The following is a 23,192-nucleotide window of genomic DNA, read 5'->3' as shown; positions in this document are numbered from 1 at the left end:
TGAGACGAAGGGGAGAATGGAATGAATTTTACGGCACATGACGTGGAACAGATGATTGAATCTCAACGCGCTTATTATTATACAGGAGCTACAAAACCGGCGGAATTCCGCAAAGCCCAATTGGCCCAATTGAAACAATCGATCAAAAAATACGAACCTGAAGTGCTGGAAGCTTTAAGAAAAGACTTAGGGAAAAGTGAATTTGAAGCCTATTCAACAGAAGTGGGCTTTGTCCTAGACAGCATCACCAATATGACGAAAAACTTGGATGAATGGATGGAGCCCGAACCGGTAAAAACACCGATCTACCTGCAGCCGGCCAAAAGTTTTGTAATGCGTGAGCCTTACGGATCGGTCTTGATTATCGGGCCGTTCAATTATCCGTTCCAATTGATCATGGAGCCTTTGATCGGTGCAATGATCGGCGGAAACTGTGCAATCGTCAAGCCATCAGAGACGACGCCGAATGTTGCCGCCATCATCAAAACGATTATCGAAGATGTCTTTCCGCCTTATTATATCCGAGTGGTAGAAGGTGAAAGAGAAGAAGTGACGGCCTTGATCCACGCGAGTTTCGATTACATTTTCTTTACCGGTAGCGTCAACGTCGGGAAAGTCATTATGAAAGCCGCTTCAGAACGGTTAACTCCGATTACGTTGGAACTCGGCGGAAAAAGTCCGGCTATCGTAGACCAGACAGCCAATTTGGATTTGGCTGCCAAACGCATTGCTTGGGGCAAGCTGATGAATACGGGGCAAACTTGTGTAGCGCCTGATTATATTTGTGTACATGAATCCGTTAAAGAAGAATTTATGAAAAAATTAAAAAAGACCATCCGGAATTTCTACGGCAAAGACGCACAAACAAGCCCCGATTACGGTCGGATTGTCAGCGCGCAGCATTTTGACCGCCTCTCTGCGATCATTGACCAAGAGCAAGAACAAATTGTCTACGGCGGCCAAAGAGACCGCGACGACCTTTATATGGAGCCGGTTATTCTCGACAACATCCACTGGGATAGCCCTTCTATGGAAGATGAGATATTCGGGCCGATTTTGCCGGTCATCACGTACAATGATCTTCCGGCATTGCTTCGCCAAATCCGTAAATTGCCAAAGCCTTTATCGGCTTATCTTTTCTCGGAAAGTGAACGCGCAATCGAGTTTTTCCTTGATGAACTCCCGTTTGGCGGAGGCTGCATCAATGATACAGTTTCCCATGTCGGCAGTTCGTATCTTCCATTTGGAGGCATTGGAACATCCGGGGTAAATTCCTATCACGGCAAACACAGTTTCGAAACATTCACACATGCCAAATCGATTTTGAAAAAGTCGACGAAACTTTCGACGAATGTGCTTTATCCGCCGTATAAGCAAAAAGTGAAATTTGTGAAAACCTTAATGAAATAAGCGGCCATTTGGTCGCTTTTTTCATTTTAATCCTGCTATGATGGAGCAAAGAGGTGAGATGGATGGACGAACGGATATTGATCGTCGAAGATGAAAAAAGCATTGCTCGCGTTCTAGAACTCGAGCTTACATATGAAGGATATAAAACCGGTGTGGCACTGACTGGAGCTGAAGGGCTGATCCAATTCAGGGAACAGGAATGGGATTTAGTTTTGCTGGATTTGATGCTTCCGGAAATCCATGGATTGGATGTGCTAAAGCGGATCCGTTCCGCTGGAAGTGAAATCCCGGTCATTTTGCTGACAGCAAAAGACGATGTGAAAGACAAAGTTGCGGGATTGGATCTGGGGGCAAATGATTATGTAACAAAGCCTTTTGAAATTGAGGAATTGCTTGCCAGAATCCGTGCCTGTTTAAGGCTTTCGACGGGCATGAAAAACACGGATCTCCATGTATTCCATGATCTCGAGTTAAATACCGCGACAAGAGAAGTAACAAGAAATGCGCGGACGATTGAATTGACGCCGCGAGAATTCGACCTACTATTGTATTTGATGCAAAATCCTCAGCAAGTGCTTAGCCGGGAGCAAGTATTGAATGCAGTTTGGGGTTATGATTATTTCGGTGATACCAATGTCATCGATGTCTACATCCGCTACCTCCGCAAGAAAATAGACGCAGGCGAAGAGACGACTTATATCCAGACTGTGCGGGGAGTCGGGTATGTCCTGAAGGAGCATGCGAATGAAGCTTAAAACAAAAATCAATATTTGGTCGACGCTGATGATGCTGCTCATCTTGATTGTGTTGATGACCATCATTTATTTCTCGTTCAGCCGACTCGCTTATTCGACTGAAGTCAGCCAGCTTCAAGCGGATGTCGATGCGTTGGTGTCGACATTTAATACAAGCGATACAGCTGACCCGAGTGACATTTTAAGGGGGTATGTTCCGCCAAATGGCTTGATTCAAGCGAAAAGAGAAGGGGGCGAGCTGATTCCAGCTATCCAGGACCCGGATATCACAAATGAATTTCCTGAAGAGTTGCCGGAAAGTTCGGGAACGGTAAAAGTGGAAGGGGATTTGTTTGCCTATGTCACTGCACCGATCATTTGGACGGACGGAGAAATTGCGGAATTGGTTGTGGCGCAGTCTTTAGAAGAAGTGGTCAATAATGCGCGTACCTTGGGGCTCGTCCTCATTACGGTAAGTCTGCTCGCGATGATTCCGATTTTCGTCTCCAGTGTTGTATTGGGGAAAGTGGTGACGAAACCTATCACGGATCTGACAACGACGATGACGCGGATCCAAAAGAGCGGACAGTTTGAAAAATTGCCTATCACCGAGTCATCGAAAGATGAAATTGGACAGATGGGCAGCACCTTCAATAGCATGATGGAATTGCTCGAGGAAAACTATACGAAACAGGAAGAATTCGTATCCAATGCCTCCCACGAATTAAAAACGCCGTTAACGGTGATTGGCAGTTATGCGAAATTATTGCAGCGCCAAGGAATGGATGATCCAAAGCTTGCAGTAGAAGGGCTTTTAGCCATCCGGACTGAGACGGACCGGATGAAAGCTTTGATTGAACAATTGCTTCACATTGCAAGGCGAAGCGAAAACCAATTGGAGATGGAATCTGTCGATCTGGTCGTTTTGGCCAAGCAGACTGCCACTGCGATGTCGACTTCCTATAATCGGGATTTTCAGCTCGTGTCAACAGAGAATCATGTAATGGTGATAACCGATCTCGCCAAAATCAAGCAATTGATGTACATCCTTTTAGACAATGCGAGAAAATACAGTTCGGACCGGATTGAATTAATCGTCAAAAATGGAGAAATCCCGATGTTGCAAATCCGTGATTATGGAATCGGAATTCCGAAAGAATCGATTCCCTATGTATTTGATCGGTTTTATCGGGTGGATAAAGCGAGAAGTCGGGAAACGGGTGGATTTGGTCTAGGCTTGTCGCTTGCCAAACAACTTGCTGATAGCATGGGCGTAAGATTGGAAATTGAGAGTGTTGAAGATCTTGGTACGACGATTTCCATCATTTTCTCATCCGATTTTAATGTTGGGGCAGTACAATCTAAGCAGGAGGGATGGTCATGAGTAAAAAACTGATGATGGCCGGTGCCACCATTTTGCTTGGATTGCTTGTCTTCGGTTTTGTGCTGATTTTTGGTTCTGATGACAATCCGGTCACTGAAACGGAAGCAAGTGCTGCTGTAATTGAGTTGTACGGTGGAGAAGTCGAGCGCACAGAACGTGCAAAAGACGGCTACACCATTATTTTCAACCGGGATAACGGAAAGTATTCTGCCCAAGTCGACCGATCAACTGGGCGCATTGAATCGTTGGCTTTGTTGGAAAAAGCCGCTGATGCAAATCCTATTATCACTGAAAATGAAGCGAGCGAATTGGCTTTAAAGGAAGTGGACGGGGAAATTATGCAATCGAGTTTCTCTAAAACACAAAATCAATACGAAGTGGTTGTAAAAAATCAGCAGGAAAAAGCCATAATTCTTGTTGATGCGATTGGTGGAACGGTCATTGACATCCAAAAAGAACCGATTCAACAAAATGAAGCAGAGCCGGCTAATCGGGTAATCACCGAAGCGGAAGCAATTGCAATTGCCAAAAAAACCTTGGACGGGGAAGTTCAGGAGCTGGAGTTCACGGAGACGGAAGACGGCGGATTTTATTTGATTGAAATCGAAAATGACCGTACTGATCAAGAAGCGACCATTCGGGTTCACGCTGTCCGAGGCGAGACCTTAACAGTTGAATGGGAAGATTAACGTAATTTCATGATGTTCTCATCAAATTCTCATTTTGCTCTCACAGTCTTCTCAGAAGCGGGGGCTATAGTAAAGATAGAACAAATGAGGAGGAGAAAAGAACATGAAAAAATTAATCTACATTCCCGTAACAGTTGGCGTCTTGGCATTTGGAGGAGTTGTCTTGGCGAACACGCAAAATTCGGAGACCCCGGCAACGAACACAACAACAAATCAGACAGAAAATGGAACAGGCAACAATGCACAGGAGAATTTCTTATCTTTTGATGAAGTCTCTTCAAAAGCTTTGGGGATTGCCAATGGGACGATTACCGACATTGAACTGGATCAAAATGCGAGAACGCCTCATTACGAAGTGGACGTTTGGTACGATGGTTACGACTACGATTTGAAATTTGATGCGGTAACCGGAGAAGTATTGGAACAGAAAAAAGAAAGAGAAGACCGGGACGACGATGATTTTGACGATAATGGAGATGCAGCTGCAGCTGATGAAAACTTGATCAGTTCAGACGAAGCCATTAAAGCGGCACAAGCAGTGGCAAAAGGAACTGTCGAAAAAGTCGAGTTGGACCGTGAAGATGGTGTAGCTTATTATGAAGTCGAAATTGAAGAGGGCCGAACCGATCATGAAATCTATGTCAATGCCACAGACGGCACCATTTTAGAACATGAAACAGACAACGACGATGATGACGATAGAGATTAAATCAAAAAAAGGAGCCCTCGGCTCCTTTTTTTAGTTTATAGGCAAGACGATGGTTGCTAAAGTGCCGCAGCCCGGTTCGCTTTCAATCGTCAGCGTGCCGCCATGTTCTTGGATGATTTTTTGGGAAACGATTAATCCGAGGCCTGTTCCTGTTTCTTTCGTAGTATAGAATGGTTCGAAGATCTGGTCGAGTTCTTCTTTTGAAATGCCTTTGCCGTGGTCTTGCAATTGGATAGCAACCGAATTTTCTTCCCGCAGTTCCACGATCAACGAGATTTCCCCGGGGTTCGGACTTGCTTCAATCGCATTTTTCATTAAATTGATGAGGACTTGCTTAATGCGGTGCTCTTCGCCTTCAATGATGAAATCATCCAACTCCCAGCAATAATCAAAAAGGATGCCGTGCAAATTGAGCTCGGGTCCGAATAAAGCGATTGTGTCGTCTAGAATTTTCCGTAAACTGATCTTTTTAAAAGAAGAGGCTTGCGGTTTTGCCAACACTAAAAACTCACTGATGATCAAATTGATGCGATCCAGTTCAGAACGGATCAACTTCGTATATTCTTTATAGGGATAATCTGCGTCGCTTTGCATCATTTGGACAAAGCCGGAAATTACGGTCATCGGATTACGGATTTCATGGGCGACGCCTGCCGCAATTTCACCGGCAAGCTTTAACTTTTCAGATTGGACAATTAATTTTTCCGCTTCTTTTTGGTAAGAGATGTCACGCGAAATGACGGATGTCGCCACCACATTGCCGCTTTGGTCAATAATGGGGGACAGTGTGATTTGAGCGTGAAAGCGGGTGCCGTCTTTTTTGATATCTTCCGTTTCAAGCAGCGAATAGCTTCCGCCTTCTTGGACATGGCGGGTACGGATTTCGGCAAGCTCGGCATTTTCAAGTGGATATAATCTAAGCGGTTCCCCGATGCATTCTTCGGAAGTCCAACCATATAATTTTTCAAAAGCCGGATTGATGGCGATGATCCTATTGTCCGAATCGTAGACCGCAATGGCGTCTTTCGCAGTTTCAAAGAATAGTTGAAGATATCCTTCTTTTGAAATCAAGGCTTGTTCCATCGTTTTGTTCTTTTGCTCCAGCTGAGACCAAATCCGGCTGAAATAAATCGAGTGGATGGTAGTCAAAATCAGGACGCTTGCGACAAAAGTGAACAGGGATACGTGAATATAAGCGATGGATGCCCGTCCTGCCAATTCATCGAAAACAAATGCTAAAAGCAGAATCTCAGCAAACGTGATAAGTCCGAGAATGATATTTGGAAAAGTATCGTAATACAAAGCAGAAGCAATGACTGGAATGACAAAAAAGATAATTGTGACGGCTGACAGCGATTCGAAATTCAACATGAAGACGTAGAAATTCATGCATGCAAGTATCAGGATTTGGATGAGCCGAACATTCAATTGGAGGGTATGCAGCATCCATAATATGCCAAAAGTCAGCAGACCAAAAACCGGCGATGCAAATCCGGTCTCTGGAGTGAACAGCCATCTGCCTAAAAGATGCAGGACGGCGGCGCAGCCGTATAAATAAATAAAGAGCTGATTTCTCTTAATATTGGATGATAAAGGTTCCATGCTACACCTCAGTCTATGGGATTAGTCTCAATATTACTATATAATCCCCTGTCAGAACATGGTTGATTTTGATATGATTAATAGACAGGAGGCGTTTATTATGGCATATGAATGGAATAAACAGGAAACGCTCAGTGTTTTAAAGGAGCTAGTTGAAATTCCAAGTCCATCGGGCTACACGATGGAAGTGATGAAATCGGTGAAAAAAAGATTTGATCTATGGAATATTGAATACACCGCGACGAATAAAGGCAGCATTATCGCAACAGTGCGAGGAAAAGACGACACCCGCCACCGGTTATTGACAGCCCATGTAGATACGCTAGGAGCTATGGTCAAAGACATTAAACCAAGTGGCCGATTGAAGCTTTCATTAGTCGGTGGGTTCCGGTTCAACGCAATCGAAGGGGAGAACTGCCTTATCCATAAAGCGGATGGTTCCGTTGTTTCAGGCACCATTTTGATGCATCAAACGACGGTGCATGTATACAAAGATGCGGGAACCGCAGACCGCGATGAAAACAATATGGAAGTCCGGTTGGATGAGAAAGCATTTTCTGCAGAAGATGTCCGGAATCTGGGCATTGAAGTCGGCGATTTTGTTTCTTTCCACCCGCGCTACACCGAAACAGCATCCGGTTTCGTTAAATCGCGCCATTTGGATGATAAGGCAAGTACGGCATTATTGCTTCAATTAGTGAAGCACTTAAAAGATACGGAAGAGCAATTGCCGTATACAACCCATTTTTACATATCGAATAATGAAGAAATCGGCTATGGCGGCAATTCCAATATCACACCTGAAACAGTCGAATATATTGCAGTAGACATGGGAGCGATCGGAGACGGGCAGGCTTCAGATGAATATACGGTATCTATTTGTGCCAAAGATTCGAGCGGCCCCTACCATTACGGTTTAACACGCCATTTAATCGCTTTGGCCAAAGACAATCACATTGATTATAAAGTTGATATATACCCGTATTATGGATCGGATGCTTCTGCAGCAATCGGTGCCGGCCATGATATTAAGCACGCTTTATTCGGTCCGGGAATAGAAGCTTCCCATTCTTATGAACGGACCCATATTGATTCGTTGAAAGCGGCAGCAGCCCTGCTGCATGCATACGTATTTTCACCGATGGTTACAGAGTAGGAGGAAGATCATGAAAACACAAGAATTGCTCACAAGCATGCCTTATACAAAAATCATCGGCACGCTACCGGAAACGATTGAACATTTAGCAATGGATTCCCGGGAAGTGAGAAACGGTTCATTATTTGTCTGCATTAAAGGCTATACGGTAGACGGCCATGATTTTGCTGCGCAAGCAGCTGCACAAGGTGCAGTTCTTTTTGTAGCTGAAAAGCCAATAGATGTCGAAGGGGCTTCTGTCATAATTGTAGAAGATACGGACCGGGCGCTGGGATTGCTATCTGCAAAATTCTACGGCTATCCGTCCAAATCCCTTCAAATGATTGGCGTTACCGGCACTAACGGGAAAACAAGTGTAGCTGGAATGATTCATGCCATGTTGATGGAACTGAATGAAAGTTCTGCCTTAACCGGGACAATCGGCTTTAATTTGAATGGCGAACTTCACCAATCAGCAAATACGACAAGCGATGCATTGACCACACAAGCAATGATATCCCAGGCAAAAGAAGCAGGGTGTTCCCATATGACGATGGAAGTATCTTCTCATGGGTTGGTGCTAGGGAGACTTGCGGGAGTGGAATTCAATACAGCCATTTTCACGAACCTGACACACGACCATTTGGATTTCCACGGCACGATGCAAGAATACGGCCATGCGAAAGGCTTGCTTTTCTCTCAGCTGGGACAAAATTTGCAAGAGAAAAAGCAGGCGGTATTGAACGCCGACGATCCATGGTCGGAAAAATATGCAGAGATGACGGCTCATCCGGTGTATACATATGGCATCGAGCAGCCAGCCCAGTTCAAAGCAAGTGAGATCGAAATGGACCATCAAGGGACGCGTTTTACGTTGACAAGCCCACAAGGTGAATTTAATGTATCGATGAAATTGCTTGGCCATTTCAATGTTTCGAATGCACTTGCGGCCATCACGGCATTAGCTGCTGAAAATTATCCGTTGGAAGAAGTCATTGCAGCATTATCGCGAATCCAACCGGTCGAAGGACGGATGCAAAAAGTAGAACTGGATGCACCGATCTCCATCTTCATCGATTATGCCCATACACCGGATGCGATTGAAAAAGCGATTGATGCGGTAAAAGATTTTAAAACGAATCGGGTTATTTTCCTCGTAGGAACCGGCGGCAACCGCGATAAGACGAAGCGGCCAATCATGGCAGAAAAAGCTTCTGCTGCTGAGTATGTTGTCCTCACAACCGACGATCCTCGATTTGAGGAAGATGACAGCATTTTAAATGATTTAAAAGCGGGGATGAAACATGAAGAATTCGCTTGCATAGGCGACCGAGCAGAAGCGGTTAAACATGCAATTGCCGAATCAGAACCAGGCGATATCATTATTTTGGCAGGCAAAGGCCATGAAGATTATCAAATTATCGGATCGACAAAATATCCGCATAGCGATAAAGAAATTGCCGTAAAAGAAGCCTTAAAGAAATTTAGTTAAAGAGAAGCCATACTTGGCTTCTTTTTTTCTGGAGCGGCGGTGAAATTTCCTTGTCTTTTTCCCGTCGCTTCTCTAATATGAATAGAGTAGAATTAAAGGAGCGTATATGATGTCAGACCAATTAAAAAATGAAATATTAAATAGAAGAACTTTTGCAATCATCTCTCACCCGGATGCCGGGAAAACGACGTTAACGGAGAAATTACTCTTATTCGGCGGCGCAATTCGCGATGCCGGAACAGTAAAAGGGAAGAAGTCAGGGAAATTTGCGACTTCCGACTGGATGGAGATCGAGAAGCAGCGCGGAATCTCCGTAACTTCTTCTGTGATGCAATTCGATTATGATGGACATCGCGTCAATATCCTGGATACGCCTGGACACCAAGATTTCAGTGAAGACACTTACCGTACGCTGATGGCAGTGGACAGTGCGGTCATGATTATTGATGTAGCGAAAGGGATCGAAGCACAGACAGTGAAATTATTCAAAGTCTGCAAAATGCGCGGGATTCCGATCTTCACATTCATCAATAAAATGGACCGCCAAGGAAAAGAACCGCTTGAACTTATGGAAGAATTGGAAGAAGTGCTCGGTATCCAGTCGTATGCGATGAACTGGCCAATCGGCATGGGGAAAGAATTCCTTGGAATTTACGATCGCTTCAACAAGCGGATTGAGCCATTCCGTTCACAAGGCAACCGCTTTTTAGCATTGGATGAAAATGGCCAATTAGCTGAAGAACATGAGATGACAAAAACGTCTTATTACACGCAAGCGATGGAAGACATTGAATTGCTTGATGAAGCAGGCAATGACTTTTCAATTGAACGTGTGAAAAAAGGCGAATTGACGCCAGTCTTTTTCGGTTCCGCTTTAGGGAATTTTGGAGTGGAAACCTTCTTGGAAACGTATCTTCAGTTTGCTCCGCCACCGCAAGCGCGCGAAACGCAAGAGAAAGAAGAAATCAGCCCAGTAGAAAATCCATTCTCTGGTTTTGTCTTTAAAATTCAAGCGAATATGAATCCGGCCCACCGGGACCGCATTGCTTTTGTGCGCATCGTTTCAGGAAAGTTCGAAAGAGGGATGAATGTCACACTTGCAAGAACCGGAAAATCGTTTAAATTATCGCAGACTACCCAGTTCTTGGCGGATGACCGCGAAACCGTAACAGAAGCTGTGGCGGGAGACATTATCGGTTTGCATGATGTCGGCAACTACCAAATCGGCGATACAATTACGAGCGGAAAAAAATTCGAATTCGAAAGTTTGCCGCAGTTCACGCCAGAATTGTTCATGAAAGTAACGGCGAAAAACGTCATGAAACAAAAGCATTTCCATAAAGGGATTTTGCAATTGGTTCAAGAAGGCGCTATCCAGTATTACAAAACCCTTCATCTTGAAGAAGTCATTCTCGGAGCTGTCGGGCAGCTGCAATTTGAAGTGTTCGAACACCGCATGAAAAATGAATACAATGTGGATGTCCGTATGGAGCCCGTCGGCAATAAAATTGCCCGTTGGATCGAAAACGAAGCGGATGTAAAAGAATCGATGTCTAGCAGCCGGTCGATGTTAGTGAAAGATCGCCATGACAATTTAGTCTTCTTATTTGAAAATGAATTTGCAACACGTTGGTTCCAGGACAAAAATCCTGAAATCAAACTTTACAGCTTATTATAAAGCCTGCTATTGCAGGCTTTTTTCTTTGTAATATTATTAGAAATGAAACATTTAAATTTGCGGTTCCTAGTGATTTTTCTTATGATAAAAGAATGAGAATGAGAGAGGATTTTGAATAGATGAGATTAAGCGATTTTTCAATTAAGAGACCTGTTTTTACCATTGTCATCATGCTATTGGTCATCATTCTGGGCGCGGTTTCTTTTTTTAAGATTCCCGTTACTTTGATACCGGAATTAAACCCTCCAATCGGAGTGGTAGTTACAAATTATCCTGGGGCCAGCCCCACTGAAGTAAGTGAAAAAGTAACAAGGCCCTTAGAGGCGAATTTATCCACCTTGCCAGGAATTAAGTCGATTCAAAGTTCATCCCAAGAAGGTTCGAACTTTATCTTGCTGGAATTTGACTGGTCCACGGATATGGATGATGTGCAGGCGGATATTACGCAGCGAATCGATTTAACACCGGTTCCGGATGACTCGAACCCGCCAAGGTTCTTGAAGTTTGACCCTGCACAATTCCCAGTTCTTCAATTGTCCTTGCGCGCAACCGAGTCTGGAGAAGACGTACGGATTTTAGCGGAAGAGCTGGAAACGGAATTACTGCAGACTGATGGAGTTGCCAATGTTAATATTTCCGGTTCATTGATTGAAGAAATCAATGTTGCATTAAATCCGGAAACTTTGGAAGAAAAAGGCCTGCAGCAATCGGATATTGTTCAGCTGATCCAAGCGAATAATATTTCCTTGCCTGGGGAAGCGATTGAAACAGAAGATGGGCGGAATTTAACAACACGGATTGTCAGCACCTTAACAAGTGTTGAAGATATCCAGAATCTCGTAATTACAGTCAATCCGTTAGATGGAGAAAACGTGACCATCGGCGATGTGGCGGAAGTAACGCTTGGTGAACGGGAAAGAACTTCAGAAACCCGGGCAAATGAAGAACCTGCGGTCCTGTTATCGGCACTTCAGGAATCCGGCGCGAATACAGCCGACGTTTCGAGTGCATTTCAAGACAGGCTGAACGAACTTCTTGAAGAAGAAAGATTTGCCGGAGTAGAAGCGGATATTTTATTTGACCAAGGTGATTATGTTCAATTAGCGGTCGGCAATATTGGGCAAACTTTAATTTATGGCGGTATTTTCGCCATGCTCGTATTGTTCTTTTTCCTACGCGGCATAAAGAGTCCGATTATTATCGGAGTAGCGATTCCTTATTCCGTAATTGTGACGTTTGTCTTGATGTATTTCTCGGATTTCGCTTTGAATATCATGACGCTTGGCGCCCTGGCTCTAGGCATAGGGATGTTGGTCGATAATGCAATTGTCGTTATCGAGAACATCGAGCGCCATTTGGCAATGGGCAAAACTTCGCGGCAAGCTGCTTCTGACGGTGCCAAAGAAGTTTCAACAGCCATCATTGCCTCAACTTTAACAACAATCGCTGTATTTGTACCGGTAATTTTCATTACAGGCTTGATCGGTGAAATCTTCACCGAATTTGCCTTGACGATTTCGTTTAGTCTTTTTGCCAGTTTAGCAGTGGCTTTGACCGTTATCCCTATGCTTGCATCCCGTATGTTGAGCAAGCCAAAAGGGAATATGGAGGCCAGAAAACGGCGTTCGAAGGGATTGAAAAAATTTGAGCGGTCCATTAAATGGGCCTTGGCACATCGGTTAGCTGTCATTTTAGCTGCGCTGGTGCTTTTAGGTGTTGGAACTTTAGGCATCCTGCAAGTAGGTACAGAATTCCTCCCAGCTACTGATGAAGGATTTGTCAGTGTGTCCGTTGAACTTGAAAATGGTGCTTCTCGTTCAGCTACGGATGCGGTCGTCAATCAAATAGAAGAAGAACTGAAAAAAGAAGAGGATATCGATGTTTATGTCAGCTTGATCGGTACAACTCAACAAGGCCAATCCCAAGGGACTTCGGCAACGAATACAGCCGAAATTTACGTGAAAATGATTCCTTTGGATGAACGGGATCGGTCGGTGTTCGATTTTGTTGATGAGGTTCAGCCTCGGGTGCTTGATACAATAGGAGAACAAGCCGAAGTCAGTTTTAACTTGCAGACAGCTGCAGGATCGACTCCGAATAGTTTAACTTTCACAGTTACTGATACAGACAAAGCTCGGTTAGATGAAGCCATAAGCCGTCTGAGCGAAGAGATTCGCGAGCTTCCGGATGTCACCGAACTGACCAGCGATCGGGAAGAAACGATCGATGAACTTCAAATGGTGATCAATAAAGAAGCGGCAACAGAATATGGGCTCGCACCTGTCCAGATTGCCCAAACAGTCAATAACACGACACGTGGTGTGCAAGCTTCTCAAATTCTTGCTGAAAATGACGAAGTATATAGCGTATTTGTAAAATTTGATGATGAATACAAAAACAGTGTGGAGAAATTGCGCACATTGAAATTGCGTACACCGGCGGGGCAGTTCATTGAATTGCAGGAACTTGCCGACATCAGCATCGAGCAAGGGCCCGTGAGCATTCAGCGCGTCGACCAAGCGGAAAGTGTTTCGATAACAATGCAGTATAAGTCGGATATCAGCTTAGGTGATATGTCTGATAAAGTGGATAAAGTGATTGAAGAAATAGATCTTGATGAAAATACAGTCATCACTTTTGGCGGTGATCGGGAATTATTTGAAAGTGCTATAAACGATATGCTCTTGGCTGTCATTCTTGCAGTCGTCCTGGTTTATATTGTTATGGCTGCCCAGTTCGAGTCTTTCAAATATCCGCTTGTGATCATGTTTACCGTTCCTTTGATGTTCATTGGAGTAGCCATCGCTCTTTTCGTCACTCAAACTCCAGTCAGCATTACGGCCGTCATCGGATTGCTGGTGCTGGTCGGTATTGTTGTCAATAACGGCATCGTGTTGGTTGATTATATTAACCAGCGAAAAGCCGCGGGACTGGAATCGTATGAGGCGATTATTGTTTCGGTAAAAGACCGTCTGCGTCCGATACTGATGACAGCACTCACGACTATTTTAGGCTTGGTCCCTCTTGCTCTTGGCATCGGCGAAGGGACAGAAATCAATCAGCCAATGGCTATTACCGTTATCGGAGGAATGATCAGTTCCACTTTCCTTTCTTTATACATTGTTCCAATTGTGTATAGCTTATTCGATCGCAATACTAGAAAGATGAATAAAAAGCAGGGTTAAATCCCTGCTTTTTATTTTTTTGCATTTTTTATTTGGAATATTTAGTATAATGAATGAAAATCAACTTCAAATGATAGGCGTATTTGGGGTGGAAGGAGTTGGGTTCATGAAAGAAGTCGTTTTCACAGGCTTTCCCGGGTTTATTGCAAGTCAATTAATTCGCACGGTCATCAAAAAAGAAAATAGCGTATCCGCAATCGTCTTGGCGGCTGAAATGGAAAAAGCAAGAAGGGAGGCTGATGAAATTCAGCGGCTCACTGATTGTGGACCCATTCGGTTGATAGCAGGGGATATCACCAAAGATGGGCTGGGGTTGAACGATGAAGATACCGCCTATCTGAAAGACAAAGAAGTGGTGTTCTGGCATCTTGCAGCCATTTATGACCTGGCTGTCCCTCGTGAAATCGCTTGGAAAGTGAATGTTGAAGGCACGAGAAATGTAAATCGATTTGTATCTGAGCTACCTCATCTATTGCGCTATATGTATTTCAGCACGGCTTATGTAGCGGGTGATAGAGAAGGTACATTGTATGAACATGAATTGATCCGCCCGGAAAATTTCAAGAATTTCTACGAAGAAACGAAATTTGAAGCGGAGCTTTTAGTCGAAGAACTGAAAGAGGCATATCCCGTGACCATTATCCGGCCAGGGATTGTTCGAGGGAATTCTAAAACGGGTGAAACCATTAAGTTTGACGGTCCGTATTTCTTTTTGAACATGATTGACCGTCTCAGAAAATTGCCTTTCATACCTTATATCGGAAGAACAACAGCTTTCATCAATGTCGTTCCGATCGATTATATATTGAAAGCCTCCGTCTATTTAAGTGAACACGATGAAGCGGAAGGGAAAACCGTCCATTTGACGGATCCAAATCCGCATCCGATTGAAGAAGTCTACCGGAAAATGGTTCAAGAAAAAACAGGGAAGACACCAAAACTGCGTTTGCCTCATACAGTCGCGGCATTTTCATTGAAAAGTGTTACTTTGCAGCGGTTTTTAGGGGTAGAAGCCGAAACCTTGGATTACTTAACATGGAACGCCCATTTTGATACGGCGAATGCGCAACAGCTTCTCGCAGGATCCGAAATCCATTGCGCCGATTTTTTAGAAACAATCCCTACGATGGTCAAGTTTTATGAACTTCATAAATTTAACAAAAAATTTCATGTGAAGATAGGTTAAATATTTACTTCATTCCAAAAGGTGCTATAATAAAATTACAACTCAATACACTTTGGCTTTCAGTCAAGGGGGAGTAGCTGTAGGGAAACCTATTTCATAATCGTCAATACATGGTTAGTAACCATCGGTTATGATAGCGATTTTAATTGCTTAGCGAGACCTTTGCCTTTTATTAGGCAGGGGTCTTTTTTGCTGGCAAAAATTAGGAGGAGAAAGAAGATGGAAGCAGTATTATTGGAGTATGCCTGGGTCCTGTTGGTTTTAGTAGGGCTTGAAGGGCTGCTTGCTGCGGATAACGCAGTGGTAATGGCAGTAATGGTAAAACATTTGCCTAAAGAGCAACAGAAAAAAGCTTTATTTTACGGATTAGTTGGGGCATTTGTTTTCCGTTTTGCAGCCCTATTCATGATCACATTACTTGTGAATATTTGGCAAATCCAAGCCCTGGGAGCAGCTTATCTCCTGTTTATCTCGGTTAAGAGCATTTACGATCAGCGTAAAGGCGACAGTGATCAAATTCTCGATGATAAAGGCGAGAAAGTCGAGAAAAAAGGTTCTGGTTTCTGGATGACGGTTTTAAAAGTCGAACTAGCAGATATTGCATTTGCGATTGACTCTATGTTAGCGGCTGTTGCACTTGCAGTAACCTTGCCTCATTTGGATCTATTCGGCGTCGAAGAAATTGGCGGCATCAACTCCGGTCAATTCACAGTTATGCTATTGGGTGGTTTAATCGGTGTTATCATCATGCGATTTGCAGCCCATAAATTTGTTCAGCTTCTTGAGAAGTATCCGCAACTTGAAACAGGGGCATTTGTCATTGTCGGATGGGTTGGGGTCAAACTTCTTGTTATGACTTTGGCACACGAAAATGTTAGCATTTTGCCGCATGACTTCCCGCATTCAACTCCATGGACACTTACGTTCTGGACAGTTCTGATCGGTATTGTCGTGGTAAGTGGTATTTTAGGGGTACGCAAAAACAAACAAGAAAATGCTTAATGAAAAGCTTCCTTCGGGAGGCTTTTTCTTTTGGAAAATTATTCTTTAGATGCGGACATAAAGATGTAAAAATCTCCGAATATATATAGAGATCAAGTTAACTCTTCCTTTTCATTTCGAAATGCTGCCGTTACAATCAGGAGTAGTGAAGAAATGAAAAGAGGTGAATGGTCATGCTTTTGTCTGCAATAACAGGGTTATTTGGTCGAGATGGTAAACATTCTGCTGAAGAATTAGCGCTGCTCGCCAAAGCTGGGGATGAAGAGGCTTTAAATGAATTGCTTCAATCTTATGCCCCTTTTGTAAAAAAAACTGCAGCACAAGTATGCAAACGATTCATCGATCAGCATGATGACGAATGGAGCATTGCGTTGTCAGCATTTCATGAAGCTGTTAAAGGATACGAAAAAGATAAAAATGCTTCCTTTCTAACGTTTGCCCATTTAATCATTCGCAGAAGAGTGATTGATTTTATTCGAAAAGAAAGTAACCGCTCGGAATTCAGCCATGATTTCCAAGGTCAGATAGATAGTGATGAGACCAATCATTGGATTGAAGCCGATGCAGCTATCAAACATTACGATGTAAAAAAGCAAGCAGAGATCCGCAAAGAAGAAATTCACTTATATGAGCAGATGCTCGCAGAATACAAGCTCAGTTTCCAAGTCTTAGCTAAAGTTTCACCCGCTCATGAAGATGCCAGAAAAACGGCCGTGCAAATTGCACAGATGATAGCAGAAACAGAAGAATACTTTGACTATCTTTACGAAAAAAAGAAATTGCCGATTAAAGAAATTGAACAACATGTCAAAGTGTCCCGAAAGACCATTGAACGGAATCGGAAGTATATTATCGCTATTATTATCTTGATCAAAAGTGATTTACATTATTTAAAAGATTATTTAAAGGAGCGGTTGCTTTAATGCAGATGCAAAAAGGAATTTGTCTGGAATTGAATAAGGACCGCTCCGTCTTCATCTTAAAGGATGGCAGATTTGTAGAGGGCCGCCCAGCGGATGAAGCGGCTGTCGGAGAAGAGGCTTATTTCTTTCCGAAAGTAAAAAAAGCCAAAAGCCGCGTAGGGATGATGTTGGCGCCGGCTGTGTTAGCGGCGGCCATCCTCATGCTTGTTTTATCAACAGTACTTCCTTCAAATGAAGCTTATGCCTATGTGCAGATAGAAGTGAATCCGAGCATTGAAATGGGAATTGATGAGAATTTCCGAGTGGTATCGTTAAGGGAATTAAATAAAGATGGCCTGGAAGTCATTTCGAAGATAAAGGATTGGGAAAATCTATCGGTAGATGAAGTTCTGGAAAAAGCCATCCTGTTGTCATTACGGGAATCGACAGAAGAAGTGACGATTACAACGGTAGTGACTGGCGATGAAAAAGAAAGTTTGGCTGATCTCGAAGCTGCGGTATTAGCTGTTTCAGCTAAAGTGGCAAAAGAAAAATTAGAAGTCCATTTAAAAGAAGCAAGCCCTGAGCAATGGAGAAAATCTATTAAGGAAAATGTGCCAGTCGGCCAAAAAGTAGAGGACTTTAAAGTTTTTGAGGAATCTTCAAAAACGAAAGAAACTCCGGCGGACAGCAAGCCGCCTTTAAAAGAAAAAAGTAAGCAGAAAGATCCGGTAAAAGCACCGCCTGACTCTTCTGAGCAGAACAAAGAAAATCTTGCACCAGAACAAGAGAAGAAAGCGACAGCACCGGAACGTTCAAATCGAGCAACTCCTCCTGTACAAGAGAAAAAGCAGACGCCGACTGGACAGGATAAGAAAAAGGCGACGCCACCTGGCCAAGAGAAAAAGCAAACACCGCCAGGACAGGAAAAGAAAAAAGCAACGCCGCCTGCTCAAGAGAAAAAGCAAACACCTCCAGGACAGGAAAAGAAAAAAGCAACGCCGCCTGGACAGGAAAAGAAGCAAACACCTCCAGGACAGGAAAAGAAGAAGGCGACACCGCCTGGTCAAGAGAAAAAGCAAACACCGCCAGGACAGGAAAAGAAGAAGGCAACGCCGCCTGGGCAAGAGAAAAAGCAAACACCGCCAGGGCAAGAAAAGAAAAATCCAAATGGACAAACTGGAAATAATAAAGGGAAAAACGGAAAAGAGTAGAAGTCCTTCTTCTGCTCTTTTCGCTTGTTTTAGGAAAGTAATTTATTTTATCCTTTCTTTTTCCACATTCTTTTCATAGAATAAGGGAAGAAGATAAGGCTGAAGGGAATTAAAAGTTATGAATAAATCGCTGCAAAAAATTAGGTCATTAACGCCTGCGCAGGTAATCGTTTCGTATTATTTCGTAGCGATTGCCTTTTCCTTTTTGCTGCTCAGCTTGCCGAAAGTGCATTTGCCTGGGGTTGAAATAAGCTGGATTGATACATTATTCACAGCTGTGAGTGCAGTAAGTGTGACAGGATTGACGGTTATCAATATTTCAGAAACCTACTCTATTTTCGGCATTGCGATTTTACTGTTCATCCTGCAATTAGGCGGGATCGGAATCATGTCCATCGGGACATTTTTCTGGTTATTGGTCGGCAAGCGCATCGGGTTGAGAGAGCGCCAATTGATTATGGTAGACCACAACCAATTCAACATGTCCGGAGCGGTTAAGCTGATTCGGGAAATCATTAAAATCCTTTTGCTGATTGAAGCAGTCGGAGCCATTATTTTCACTTTGTATTTTACGCAGTATTACGATGGATTCGACGAAGCCATGCTGCAAGGGATTTTTGCTTCAGTCAGTGCAACGACCAATGGTGGATTTGATATTACTGGCCAGTCGATGGCTCCTTATTTTAATGATTACTTTGTGCAAATCATTAATATGATCCTGATCATCTTAGGGGCAATCGGTTTTCCTGTATTGATCGAACTGAAAGAATTTCTATCCAATAAAAACAAGAAATTCCGTTTTTCGTTATTCACGAAAATCACGACCGTCACGTTCGGAGGATTATTGGTGATAGGAACCGTGGTTTTGCTGGCTTTCGAATCTTTTAAAGCTTTTAAAGATTATTCTTGGCATGAAACGCTTTTTGCTGCGATGTTCCACTCTGTTTCTTCCCGTTCTGGCGGGATGACAACTATGGATATCACTCAATTTAGTGAAGCGACCAATCTGTTTATGAGTGCATTGATGTTTATTGGCGCTTCGCCAAGTTCAGCTGGAGGCGGTATTCGGACAACGACTTTTGCCATTGCGCTTTTGTTCTTGATCAATTTCGCACGGGGAAAAAACACGATACAAATATTCAAAAGAGAAATTCAATTGATTGATGTATTCCGGTCTTACGCCGTAATTATCCTTGCAGGATTCATGGTCTTGGCAGCAACAATGGCATTGATCTTAACAGAGCCGGCTGCTAGCCTCATCGAAATTGTGTTTGAAATCACCTCGGCATTTGGAACTTGCGGAATGTCGCTCGGCATCACCGAAGACTTATCCAGTCCGGGTAAATTGATTATCATGGCATTGATGTTTATCGGACGGGTTGGCTTGATCTCGTTCCTGTTCACGATAGGTGGAAAGACTGATCCAACAAAGTTCCATTATCCTAAAGAACGCGTGATCATCGGGTAAAGATTTGCTTGCTTTAAATACAGAAAAAGCCACAAAAAGACTATAAACCGTGCCTTTTTTCGATTTAATGATTATAATTGGTATAATAGATTTTTAATCGGAAATGAGTGAAAAGAATGAATGAAGATATAAAGCAATCGTTGAAATTATTTATCGTGATGTCGCGCGCACATAAAGCGATTTCTGAACAAACCAATCAATTTTTCCAAGCAAATGGCGTGAATCCGACAGAATTTGCTGTCTTGGAGCTTCTTTACCATAAAGGCAAACAGCCTCTGCAGAAAATTGGCGGTAAAATCCTGCTTGCGAGCGGATCTATTACGTATGTTATTGATAAGCTGGAGAAAAGGGGCTATATCACGCGCGTCAATTGCCCATCTGACCGTCGTGTCACTTACGCTGAAATATCCGAAGCCGGTAATGAATTTATGAGCCAGATCTTTCCGGAACATGAAAAGCATCTCCATGAACTGACAAATGCCTTATCGAGTGAAGAAAAAGAGCAAGCCATCGAATTGATGAAAAAACTTGGATTATCGATCAAGGATTTATCTTATTAAGAACAGCAGAAACAGGCATTGAAGAGTAATACCCTTTAAATTTAGTAAGTATTAAAAAAGCAGCCTTTATAGGCTGCTTTTTTTCGTTTAGTTGGTTGAGTCGATGGTTTGTCCCATTTTGATAAAGTCAGGAGTCGCATCAATAGCGGTTTTATCGAAAATTGTAAGGCGTACAATCATGTCATCTTTTTCATAAACAACGCCAGTCACTTTTCCATCTTCGCTTGAAACTTCATAAACGGAGGAGTTGATGTACTCTTCTCCGTCCAGTGCTGCGCCTTCAGTCATTTCCGCTTCGCCGTTTGAGGCTTGTACAGTCTGTTTCATGATGTCTTCTGCATAAGCAAAGTCGAGGTCGTCAGGTGAGAAAGTTTCCACACGCATGAATACGGAAGAATCTGAAGTAAGGAATAGTGAATCTTTTCCAGGCTCTTCAGAAGTCAGCTCATAGGCAGGCAATACCGTGATTTCATATGCTTGTTCAGGGCTTTGTGTTACAGTGCCTTCTGTTTCAGGCGCCTCAGCTGCTTCGTCAGCTTCTGTTGCTTCTTCCGTTTCATCAACAGATTCAGAAGGGGCTTCTGTTTCTTCAGGACTTGCATCTTCTTCCGATTCTTTAACGACTTCTGAATCCTCAGCAGTTTCTTCCGCTGGCGTTTCTTCCGCTGTTTCGTTGTCTACCACTTCTTCAGTAGCCTTGTCCGGAGATGATCCGGTATTTTCATCAGTCGTTTCTTCCGACCCGCATGCAGCCAAGAAACCGCCGATTGCTAGAATGGATGCTGCAAATAATAAGTTCTTTTTCATAAAAATTCCTCCCTTTACTCTAGTTGACGCACTGACCTGGCAATATGTTTCATTTTAAACGGCCAAAGGCGCTATAAGAAACAATAATACTATCATAACGAGATGTGTGATAATTAGCAAAGGCATGCTGCGCTTCCATTCGTATAAGCCGCCTAGGACCACACCAGCTGCCAAGCCTGCAAGGGTGCCTAGCCAGAAACCGCTGATGCCGATTGCTAGGGCAAACAGAACACTTGAAAGGAGAATCGTCCATTTCAACGGCATGTATTTCTTCAATTCCTGCTGGACAAACCCTCGCCAAAAAATTTCTTCTCCTGGAACGATTAAAAACATGAGTAGCAAATAATGCCATATAGAGTCCGGAGCATAGGTGTTAAGGAAAGAACGCACAGACTTTTCGACTGGAACCGGTGACCACTGCATCAACTGGAAACCGCCGGCGATCAATGCATAGATCAATCCACCGAAAACGAGGCCGTAGATCAAAGACTTCCATGTCGGCATTTCATCCAATATTTTCGTATAGAGCATGGCGATAGACATTAAGACCAAGATGGAAAATGTATACATATACCAAAAAATAGCAGTATCACGGAAAGCTAAGTCATATAAGAACAGTGCCACCGGGATAAATAAAATCAATTTATGATCTTTTAAAAAAGTGAACATGAAAAATCCTCCTAAAAATGAAAAGCCGTTCTTAAAAATCCAGATCGGCTTGGCTAAGACTGTGTAAGTTATTTTAATGTTGTATACTGTTAAATAAGACCAATTATTTTTGGGTGGTGTAGCTACCTATATTACACATGAAAGCTTAAGGTATCCAATAATTATTATAACAGACGAAAATAGTCGATTTAGGGACGAAAGGAGAATATTCTATGACCAATTACGAAGAAATGCTGGAGCAATTGAAAAATGACGGGTTGGAATCCATCAAGATTGAAAAAGAGGATTTTTTGGAATTCCGGAAAGTATTAATTGAACGGCCAGATTTTAAGCATTTTCGAGGGGTAGCTCATCATCACGGCATCACGATTTATACATATACTGAAGAACCATCAAAATAAGCAGCAATACATACAAGGGGGAGCATAATGGGGACATTGAGCGAAGTTAAAGGTCATTTGAATGAATTGATTGTCGGAAGGGAAAAAGAAATTGATTTTATGTTGATTGCGTTGATCCAGGAAGGGCATGTGTTATTGGAAAGTGTGCCGGGCTCGGGGAAAACCTGGATGGCAAAAGCGTTCGCTGGATCGTTTACAGGGCAATTCCAACGACTGCAATTTACTCCGGACGTCTTGCCGTCTGATGTGACCGGCATCCGTTTCTTTAATCCGAAAATTCAAGAATTCCAGTTGCGTCCCGGCGCGGTTTTGACCAATCTTTTATTGGCAGATGAAATCAACCGGGCTACTCCGAGAACGCAATCGAGTTTGCTTGAAGCCATGGAAGAAAAGCAAGCGACCATCGATGGGGAGACCTTGCAATTGCCAAAACCCTTTATTGTGATTGCTACCCAAAATCCAGTGGAGTCGCAGCAAGGCACGTTCCCGCTGCCAGCGGCCCAATTGGACCGTTTTCTTTTCCGTCTGGAAATCGGTTATCCGACTCCAGAGGAAGAAATGAAAATCATCCGAAACTTCCGGGACAATGTGTCCCATAAAAAAACGATTCAGGCAGTGGCCTCGATTGAGGATGTTAAGGGCTGGTCACAAGAAGCGAAAAAAGTGAAAATCCATGAAGATGTTGAAAGGTACATCATTGGTTTAGTCCGGGCAACACGGGAACATCCGATGATCGAGCTGGGCTTGAGTTCGCGTGCAGCACTGGCTCTTGTCCATGCGGCACAAGGAAAAGCGTTTATCGATGGCCGGAATTTTGTGACGCCTGACGATGTGAAGTATGTATTGAAGCCGGTCGCTCTGCATAGGCTGCTCCTATCAGCAGAAGGCCTGCTCGTTTTAAAGGCGAGCGATGTGCTCCAGGAAATTTCAGAATCTATTCCTTCGCCTGTTGAGGCGATCTAATT

20 protein-coding genes are annotated in these 23,192 nt (G+C 43.3%); 17 read left to right on the top strand and 3 right to left on the bottom strand.

Annotated elements, in window-relative coordinates; all coding sequences use genetic code 11:
• Window positions 1–21: 21 nt before the first annotated feature.
• The 5 genes from AC2EXB_RS13365 (at window position 22) to AC2EXB_RS13345 (ending at window position 4,926) form a co-directional block, all read left to right on the top strand.
• On the top strand, window positions 22–1,410 hold the full coding sequence (locus AC2EXB_RS13365) for an aldehyde dehydrogenase (protein ID WP_483601943.1): 1,389 nt from the start codon (window positions 22–24) through the stop codon (window positions 1,408–1,410).
• Window positions 1,411–1,472: 62 nt separating this feature from the next.
• A complete protein-coding gene (locus AC2EXB_RS13360; protein ID WP_483601942.1) occupies window positions 1,473–2,165 on the top strand; it encodes a response regulator transcription factor in 693 nt (230 codons plus the stop codon).
• Window positions 2,155–3,528: a sensor histidine kinase gene (locus AC2EXB_RS13355; protein ID WP_483601941.1), complete on the top strand. Its 1,374-nt coding sequence runs from the start codon at window positions 2,155–2,157 to the stop codon at window positions 3,526–3,528. The genes AC2EXB_RS13360 and AC2EXB_RS13355 overlap by 11 nt, the downstream gene beginning before the upstream one ends.
• Complete coding sequence (locus AC2EXB_RS13350) at window positions 3,525–4,217, top strand: PepSY domain-containing protein (RefSeq protein WP_483601940.1); 693 nt, start codon at window positions 3,525–3,527, stop codon at window positions 4,215–4,217. The genes AC2EXB_RS13355 and AC2EXB_RS13350 overlap by 4 nt, the downstream gene beginning before the upstream one ends.
• Window positions 4,218–4,320: 103 nt before the next feature.
• Window positions 4,321–4,926, top strand: coding sequence for a PepSY domain-containing protein (locus tag AC2EXB_RS13345; protein ID WP_483601939.1), 606 nt, complete (start codon window positions 4,321–4,323; stop codon window positions 4,924–4,926).
• A gap of 30 nt (window positions 4,927–4,956) precedes the next feature.
• Here AC2EXB_RS13345 and AC2EXB_RS13340 read toward each other — a convergent pair whose 3' ends face one another.
• On the bottom strand, window positions 4,957–6,528 hold the full coding sequence (locus AC2EXB_RS13340; protein ID WP_483601938.1) for an ATP-binding protein: 1,572 nt from the start codon (window positions 6,526–6,528) through the stop codon (window positions 4,957–4,959).
• Window positions 6,529–6,628: 100 nt separating this feature from the next.
• Here AC2EXB_RS13340 and AC2EXB_RS13335 point away from each other — a divergent pair, with 100 nt between their 5' ends.
• From AC2EXB_RS13335 to AC2EXB_RS13290, 10 genes are all read left to right on the top strand, one after another.
• Window positions 6,629–7,684, top strand: coding sequence for a M42 family metallopeptidase (locus AC2EXB_RS13335; protein ID WP_235196720.1), 1,056 nt, complete (start codon window positions 6,629–6,631; stop codon window positions 7,682–7,684).
• Between the two features lie 10 nt (window positions 7,685–7,694).
• Window positions 7,695–9,155: a UDP-N-acetylmuramoyl-L-alanyl-D-glutamate--2,6-diaminopimelate ligase gene (locus AC2EXB_RS13330; protein ID WP_235196719.1), complete on the top strand. Its 1,461-nt coding sequence runs from the start codon at window positions 7,695–7,697 to the stop codon at window positions 9,153–9,155.
• Between the two features lie 109 nt (window positions 9,156–9,264).
• Window positions 9,265–10,833, top strand: a complete 1,569-nt coding sequence (locus AC2EXB_RS13325; protein ID WP_483601937.1) for a peptide chain release factor 3 — start codon at window positions 9,265–9,267, stop codon at window positions 10,831–10,833.
• Window positions 10,834–10,952: 119 nt separating this feature from the next.
• Window positions 10,953–14,018: an efflux RND transporter permease subunit gene (locus tag AC2EXB_RS13320; protein ID WP_483601936.1), complete on the top strand. Its 3,066-nt coding sequence runs from the start codon at window positions 10,953–10,955 to the stop codon at window positions 14,016–14,018.
• Window positions 14,019–14,124: 106 nt separating this feature from the next.
• Window positions 14,125–15,204: an SDR family oxidoreductase gene (locus AC2EXB_RS13315; RefSeq protein WP_483601935.1), complete on the top strand. Its 1,080-nt coding sequence runs from the start codon at window positions 14,125–14,127 to the stop codon at window positions 15,202–15,204.
• A 219-nt stretch (window positions 15,205–15,423) separates the two neighbouring features.
• The gene (locus AC2EXB_RS13310) at window positions 15,424–16,206 is read left to right on the top strand and encodes a TerC family protein (protein WP_483601934.1); all 783 of its coding nucleotides are present in this window, start codon (window positions 15,424–15,426) and stop codon (window positions 16,204–16,206) included.
• Window positions 16,207–16,379: 173 nt separating this feature from the next.
• Window positions 16,380–17,129 carry an RNA polymerase sigma-I factor gene (sigI, locus tag AC2EXB_RS13305; protein WP_483601933.1) on the top strand — a complete coding sequence of 250 codons (750 nt, stop codon included), beginning with the start codon at window positions 16,380–16,382 and terminating at the stop codon, window positions 17,127–17,129.
• The gene (locus tag AC2EXB_RS13300) at window positions 17,129–18,322 is read left to right on the top strand and encodes an anti-sigma-I factor RsgI family protein (protein ID WP_483601932.1); all 1,194 of its coding nucleotides are present in this window, start codon (window positions 17,129–17,131) and stop codon (window positions 18,320–18,322) included. The genes sigI and AC2EXB_RS13300 overlap by 1 nt, the downstream gene beginning before the upstream one ends.
• 118 nt (window positions 18,323–18,440) lie before the next feature.
• Window positions 18,441–19,790 (top strand): TrkH family potassium uptake protein, encoded by a 1,350-nt coding sequence (locus AC2EXB_RS13295; protein ID WP_235196713.1) that lies wholly within the window; start codon window positions 18,441–18,443, stop codon window positions 19,788–19,790.
• A gap of 116 nt (window positions 19,791–19,906) precedes the next feature.
• Window positions 19,907–20,350: a MarR family winged helix-turn-helix transcriptional regulator gene (locus AC2EXB_RS13290; protein WP_235196712.1), complete on the top strand. Its 444-nt coding sequence runs from the start codon at window positions 19,907–19,909 to the stop codon at window positions 20,348–20,350.
• Window positions 20,351–20,437: 87 nt separating this feature from the next.
• On the opposite strand, the gene AC2EXB_RS13285 is transcribed toward AC2EXB_RS13290, so the two are convergent.
• Complete coding sequence (locus AC2EXB_RS13285; protein WP_483601931.1) at window positions 20,438–21,157, bottom strand: hypothetical protein; 720 nt, start codon at window positions 21,155–21,157, stop codon at window positions 20,438–20,440.
• 54 nt (window positions 21,158–21,211) lie between these two features.
• Window positions 21,212–21,826, bottom strand: coding sequence for a lysostaphin resistance A-like protein (locus AC2EXB_RS13280; RefSeq protein ID WP_483601930.1), 615 nt, complete (start codon window positions 21,824–21,826; stop codon window positions 21,212–21,214).
• Between the two features lie 212 nt (window positions 21,827–22,038).
• Between AC2EXB_RS13280 and AC2EXB_RS13275 the strand changes: the two genes are divergently transcribed.
• Together AC2EXB_RS13275 and AC2EXB_RS13270 are read left to right on the top strand one after the other, a co-directional pair.
• On the top strand, window positions 22,039–22,227 hold the full coding sequence (locus AC2EXB_RS13275; protein ID WP_483601929.1) for a hypothetical protein: 189 nt from the start codon (window positions 22,039–22,041) through the stop codon (window positions 22,225–22,227).
• A 27-nt stretch (window positions 22,228–22,254) separates the two neighbouring features.
• Complete coding sequence (locus AC2EXB_RS13270) at window positions 22,255–23,190, top strand: AAA family ATPase (RefSeq protein WP_251474804.1); 936 nt, start codon at window positions 22,255–22,257, stop codon at window positions 23,188–23,190.
• Window positions 23,191–23,192 lie beyond the last annotated feature (2 nt).

It is taken from the genome of Planococcus alkaliphilus (assembly GCF_057031095.1).
Note: the sequence above shows the minus strand (reverse complement) of the source record. Positions and strands in the feature narration are given on the sequence as shown.

Excerpts from the sequence above, each read along its gene's own strand:
- AC2EXB_RS13365 (WP_483601943.1), top strand. The coding sequence starts at position 22 with ATGAATTTTACGGCACATGACGTGGAACAGATGATTGAATCTCAACGC.
- AC2EXB_RS13360 (WP_483601942.1), top strand. The coding sequence starts at position 1,473 with ATGGACGAACGGATATTGATCGTCGAAGATGAAAAAAGCATTGCTCGC.
- AC2EXB_RS13355 (WP_483601941.1), top strand. The coding sequence starts at position 2,155 with ATGAAGCTTAAAACAAAAATCAATATTTGGTCGACGCTGATGATGCTG.
- AC2EXB_RS13350 (WP_483601940.1), top strand. The coding sequence starts at position 3,525 with ATGAGTAAAAAACTGATGATGGCCGGTGCCACCATTTTGCTTGGATTG.
- AC2EXB_RS13345 (WP_483601939.1), top strand. The coding sequence starts at position 4,321 with ATGAAAAAATTAATCTACATTCCCGTAACAGTTGGCGTCTTGGCATTT.
- AC2EXB_RS13340 (WP_483601938.1), bottom strand. The coding sequence starts at position 6,528 with ATGGAACCTTTATCATCCAATATTAAGAGAAATCAGCTCTTTATTTAT.
- AC2EXB_RS13335 (WP_235196720.1), top strand. The coding sequence starts at position 6,629 with ATGGCATATGAATGGAATAAACAGGAAACGCTCAGTGTTTTAAAGGAG.
- AC2EXB_RS13330 (WP_235196719.1), top strand. The coding sequence starts at position 7,695 with ATGAAAACACAAGAATTGCTCACAAGCATGCCTTATACAAAAATCATC.
- AC2EXB_RS13325 (WP_483601937.1), top strand. The coding sequence starts at position 9,265 with ATGTCAGACCAATTAAAAAATGAAATATTAAATAGAAGAACTTTTGCA.
- AC2EXB_RS13320 (WP_483601936.1), top strand. The coding sequence starts at position 10,953 with ATGAGATTAAGCGATTTTTCAATTAAGAGACCTGTTTTTACCATTGTC.
- AC2EXB_RS13315 (WP_483601935.1), top strand. The coding sequence starts at position 14,125 with ATGAAAGAAGTCGTTTTCACAGGCTTTCCCGGGTTTATTGCAAGTCAA.
- AC2EXB_RS13310 (WP_483601934.1), top strand. The coding sequence starts at position 15,424 with ATGGAAGCAGTATTATTGGAGTATGCCTGGGTCCTGTTGGTTTTAGTA.
- sigI (WP_483601933.1), top strand. The coding sequence starts at position 16,380 with ATGCTTTTGTCTGCAATAACAGGGTTATTTGGTCGAGATGGTAAACAT.
- AC2EXB_RS13300 (WP_483601932.1), top strand. The coding sequence starts at position 17,129 with ATGCAGATGCAAAAAGGAATTTGTCTGGAATTGAATAAGGACCGCTCC.
- AC2EXB_RS13295 (WP_235196713.1), top strand. The coding sequence starts at position 18,441 with ATGAATAAATCGCTGCAAAAAATTAGGTCATTAACGCCTGCGCAGGTA.
- AC2EXB_RS13290 (WP_235196712.1), top strand. The coding sequence starts at position 19,907 with ATGAATGAAGATATAAAGCAATCGTTGAAATTATTTATCGTGATGTCG.
- AC2EXB_RS13285 (WP_483601931.1), bottom strand. The coding sequence starts at position 21,157 with ATGAAAAAGAACTTATTATTTGCAGCATCCATTCTAGCAATCGGCGGT.
- AC2EXB_RS13280 (WP_483601930.1), bottom strand. The coding sequence starts at position 21,826 with ATGTTCACTTTTTTAAAAGATCATAAATTGATTTTATTTATCCCGGTG.
- AC2EXB_RS13275 (WP_483601929.1), top strand. The coding sequence starts at position 22,039 with ATGACCAATTACGAAGAAATGCTGGAGCAATTGAAAAATGACGGGTTG.
- AC2EXB_RS13270 (WP_251474804.1), top strand. The coding sequence starts at position 22,255 with ATGGGGACATTGAGCGAAGTTAAAGGTCATTTGAATGAATTGATTGTC.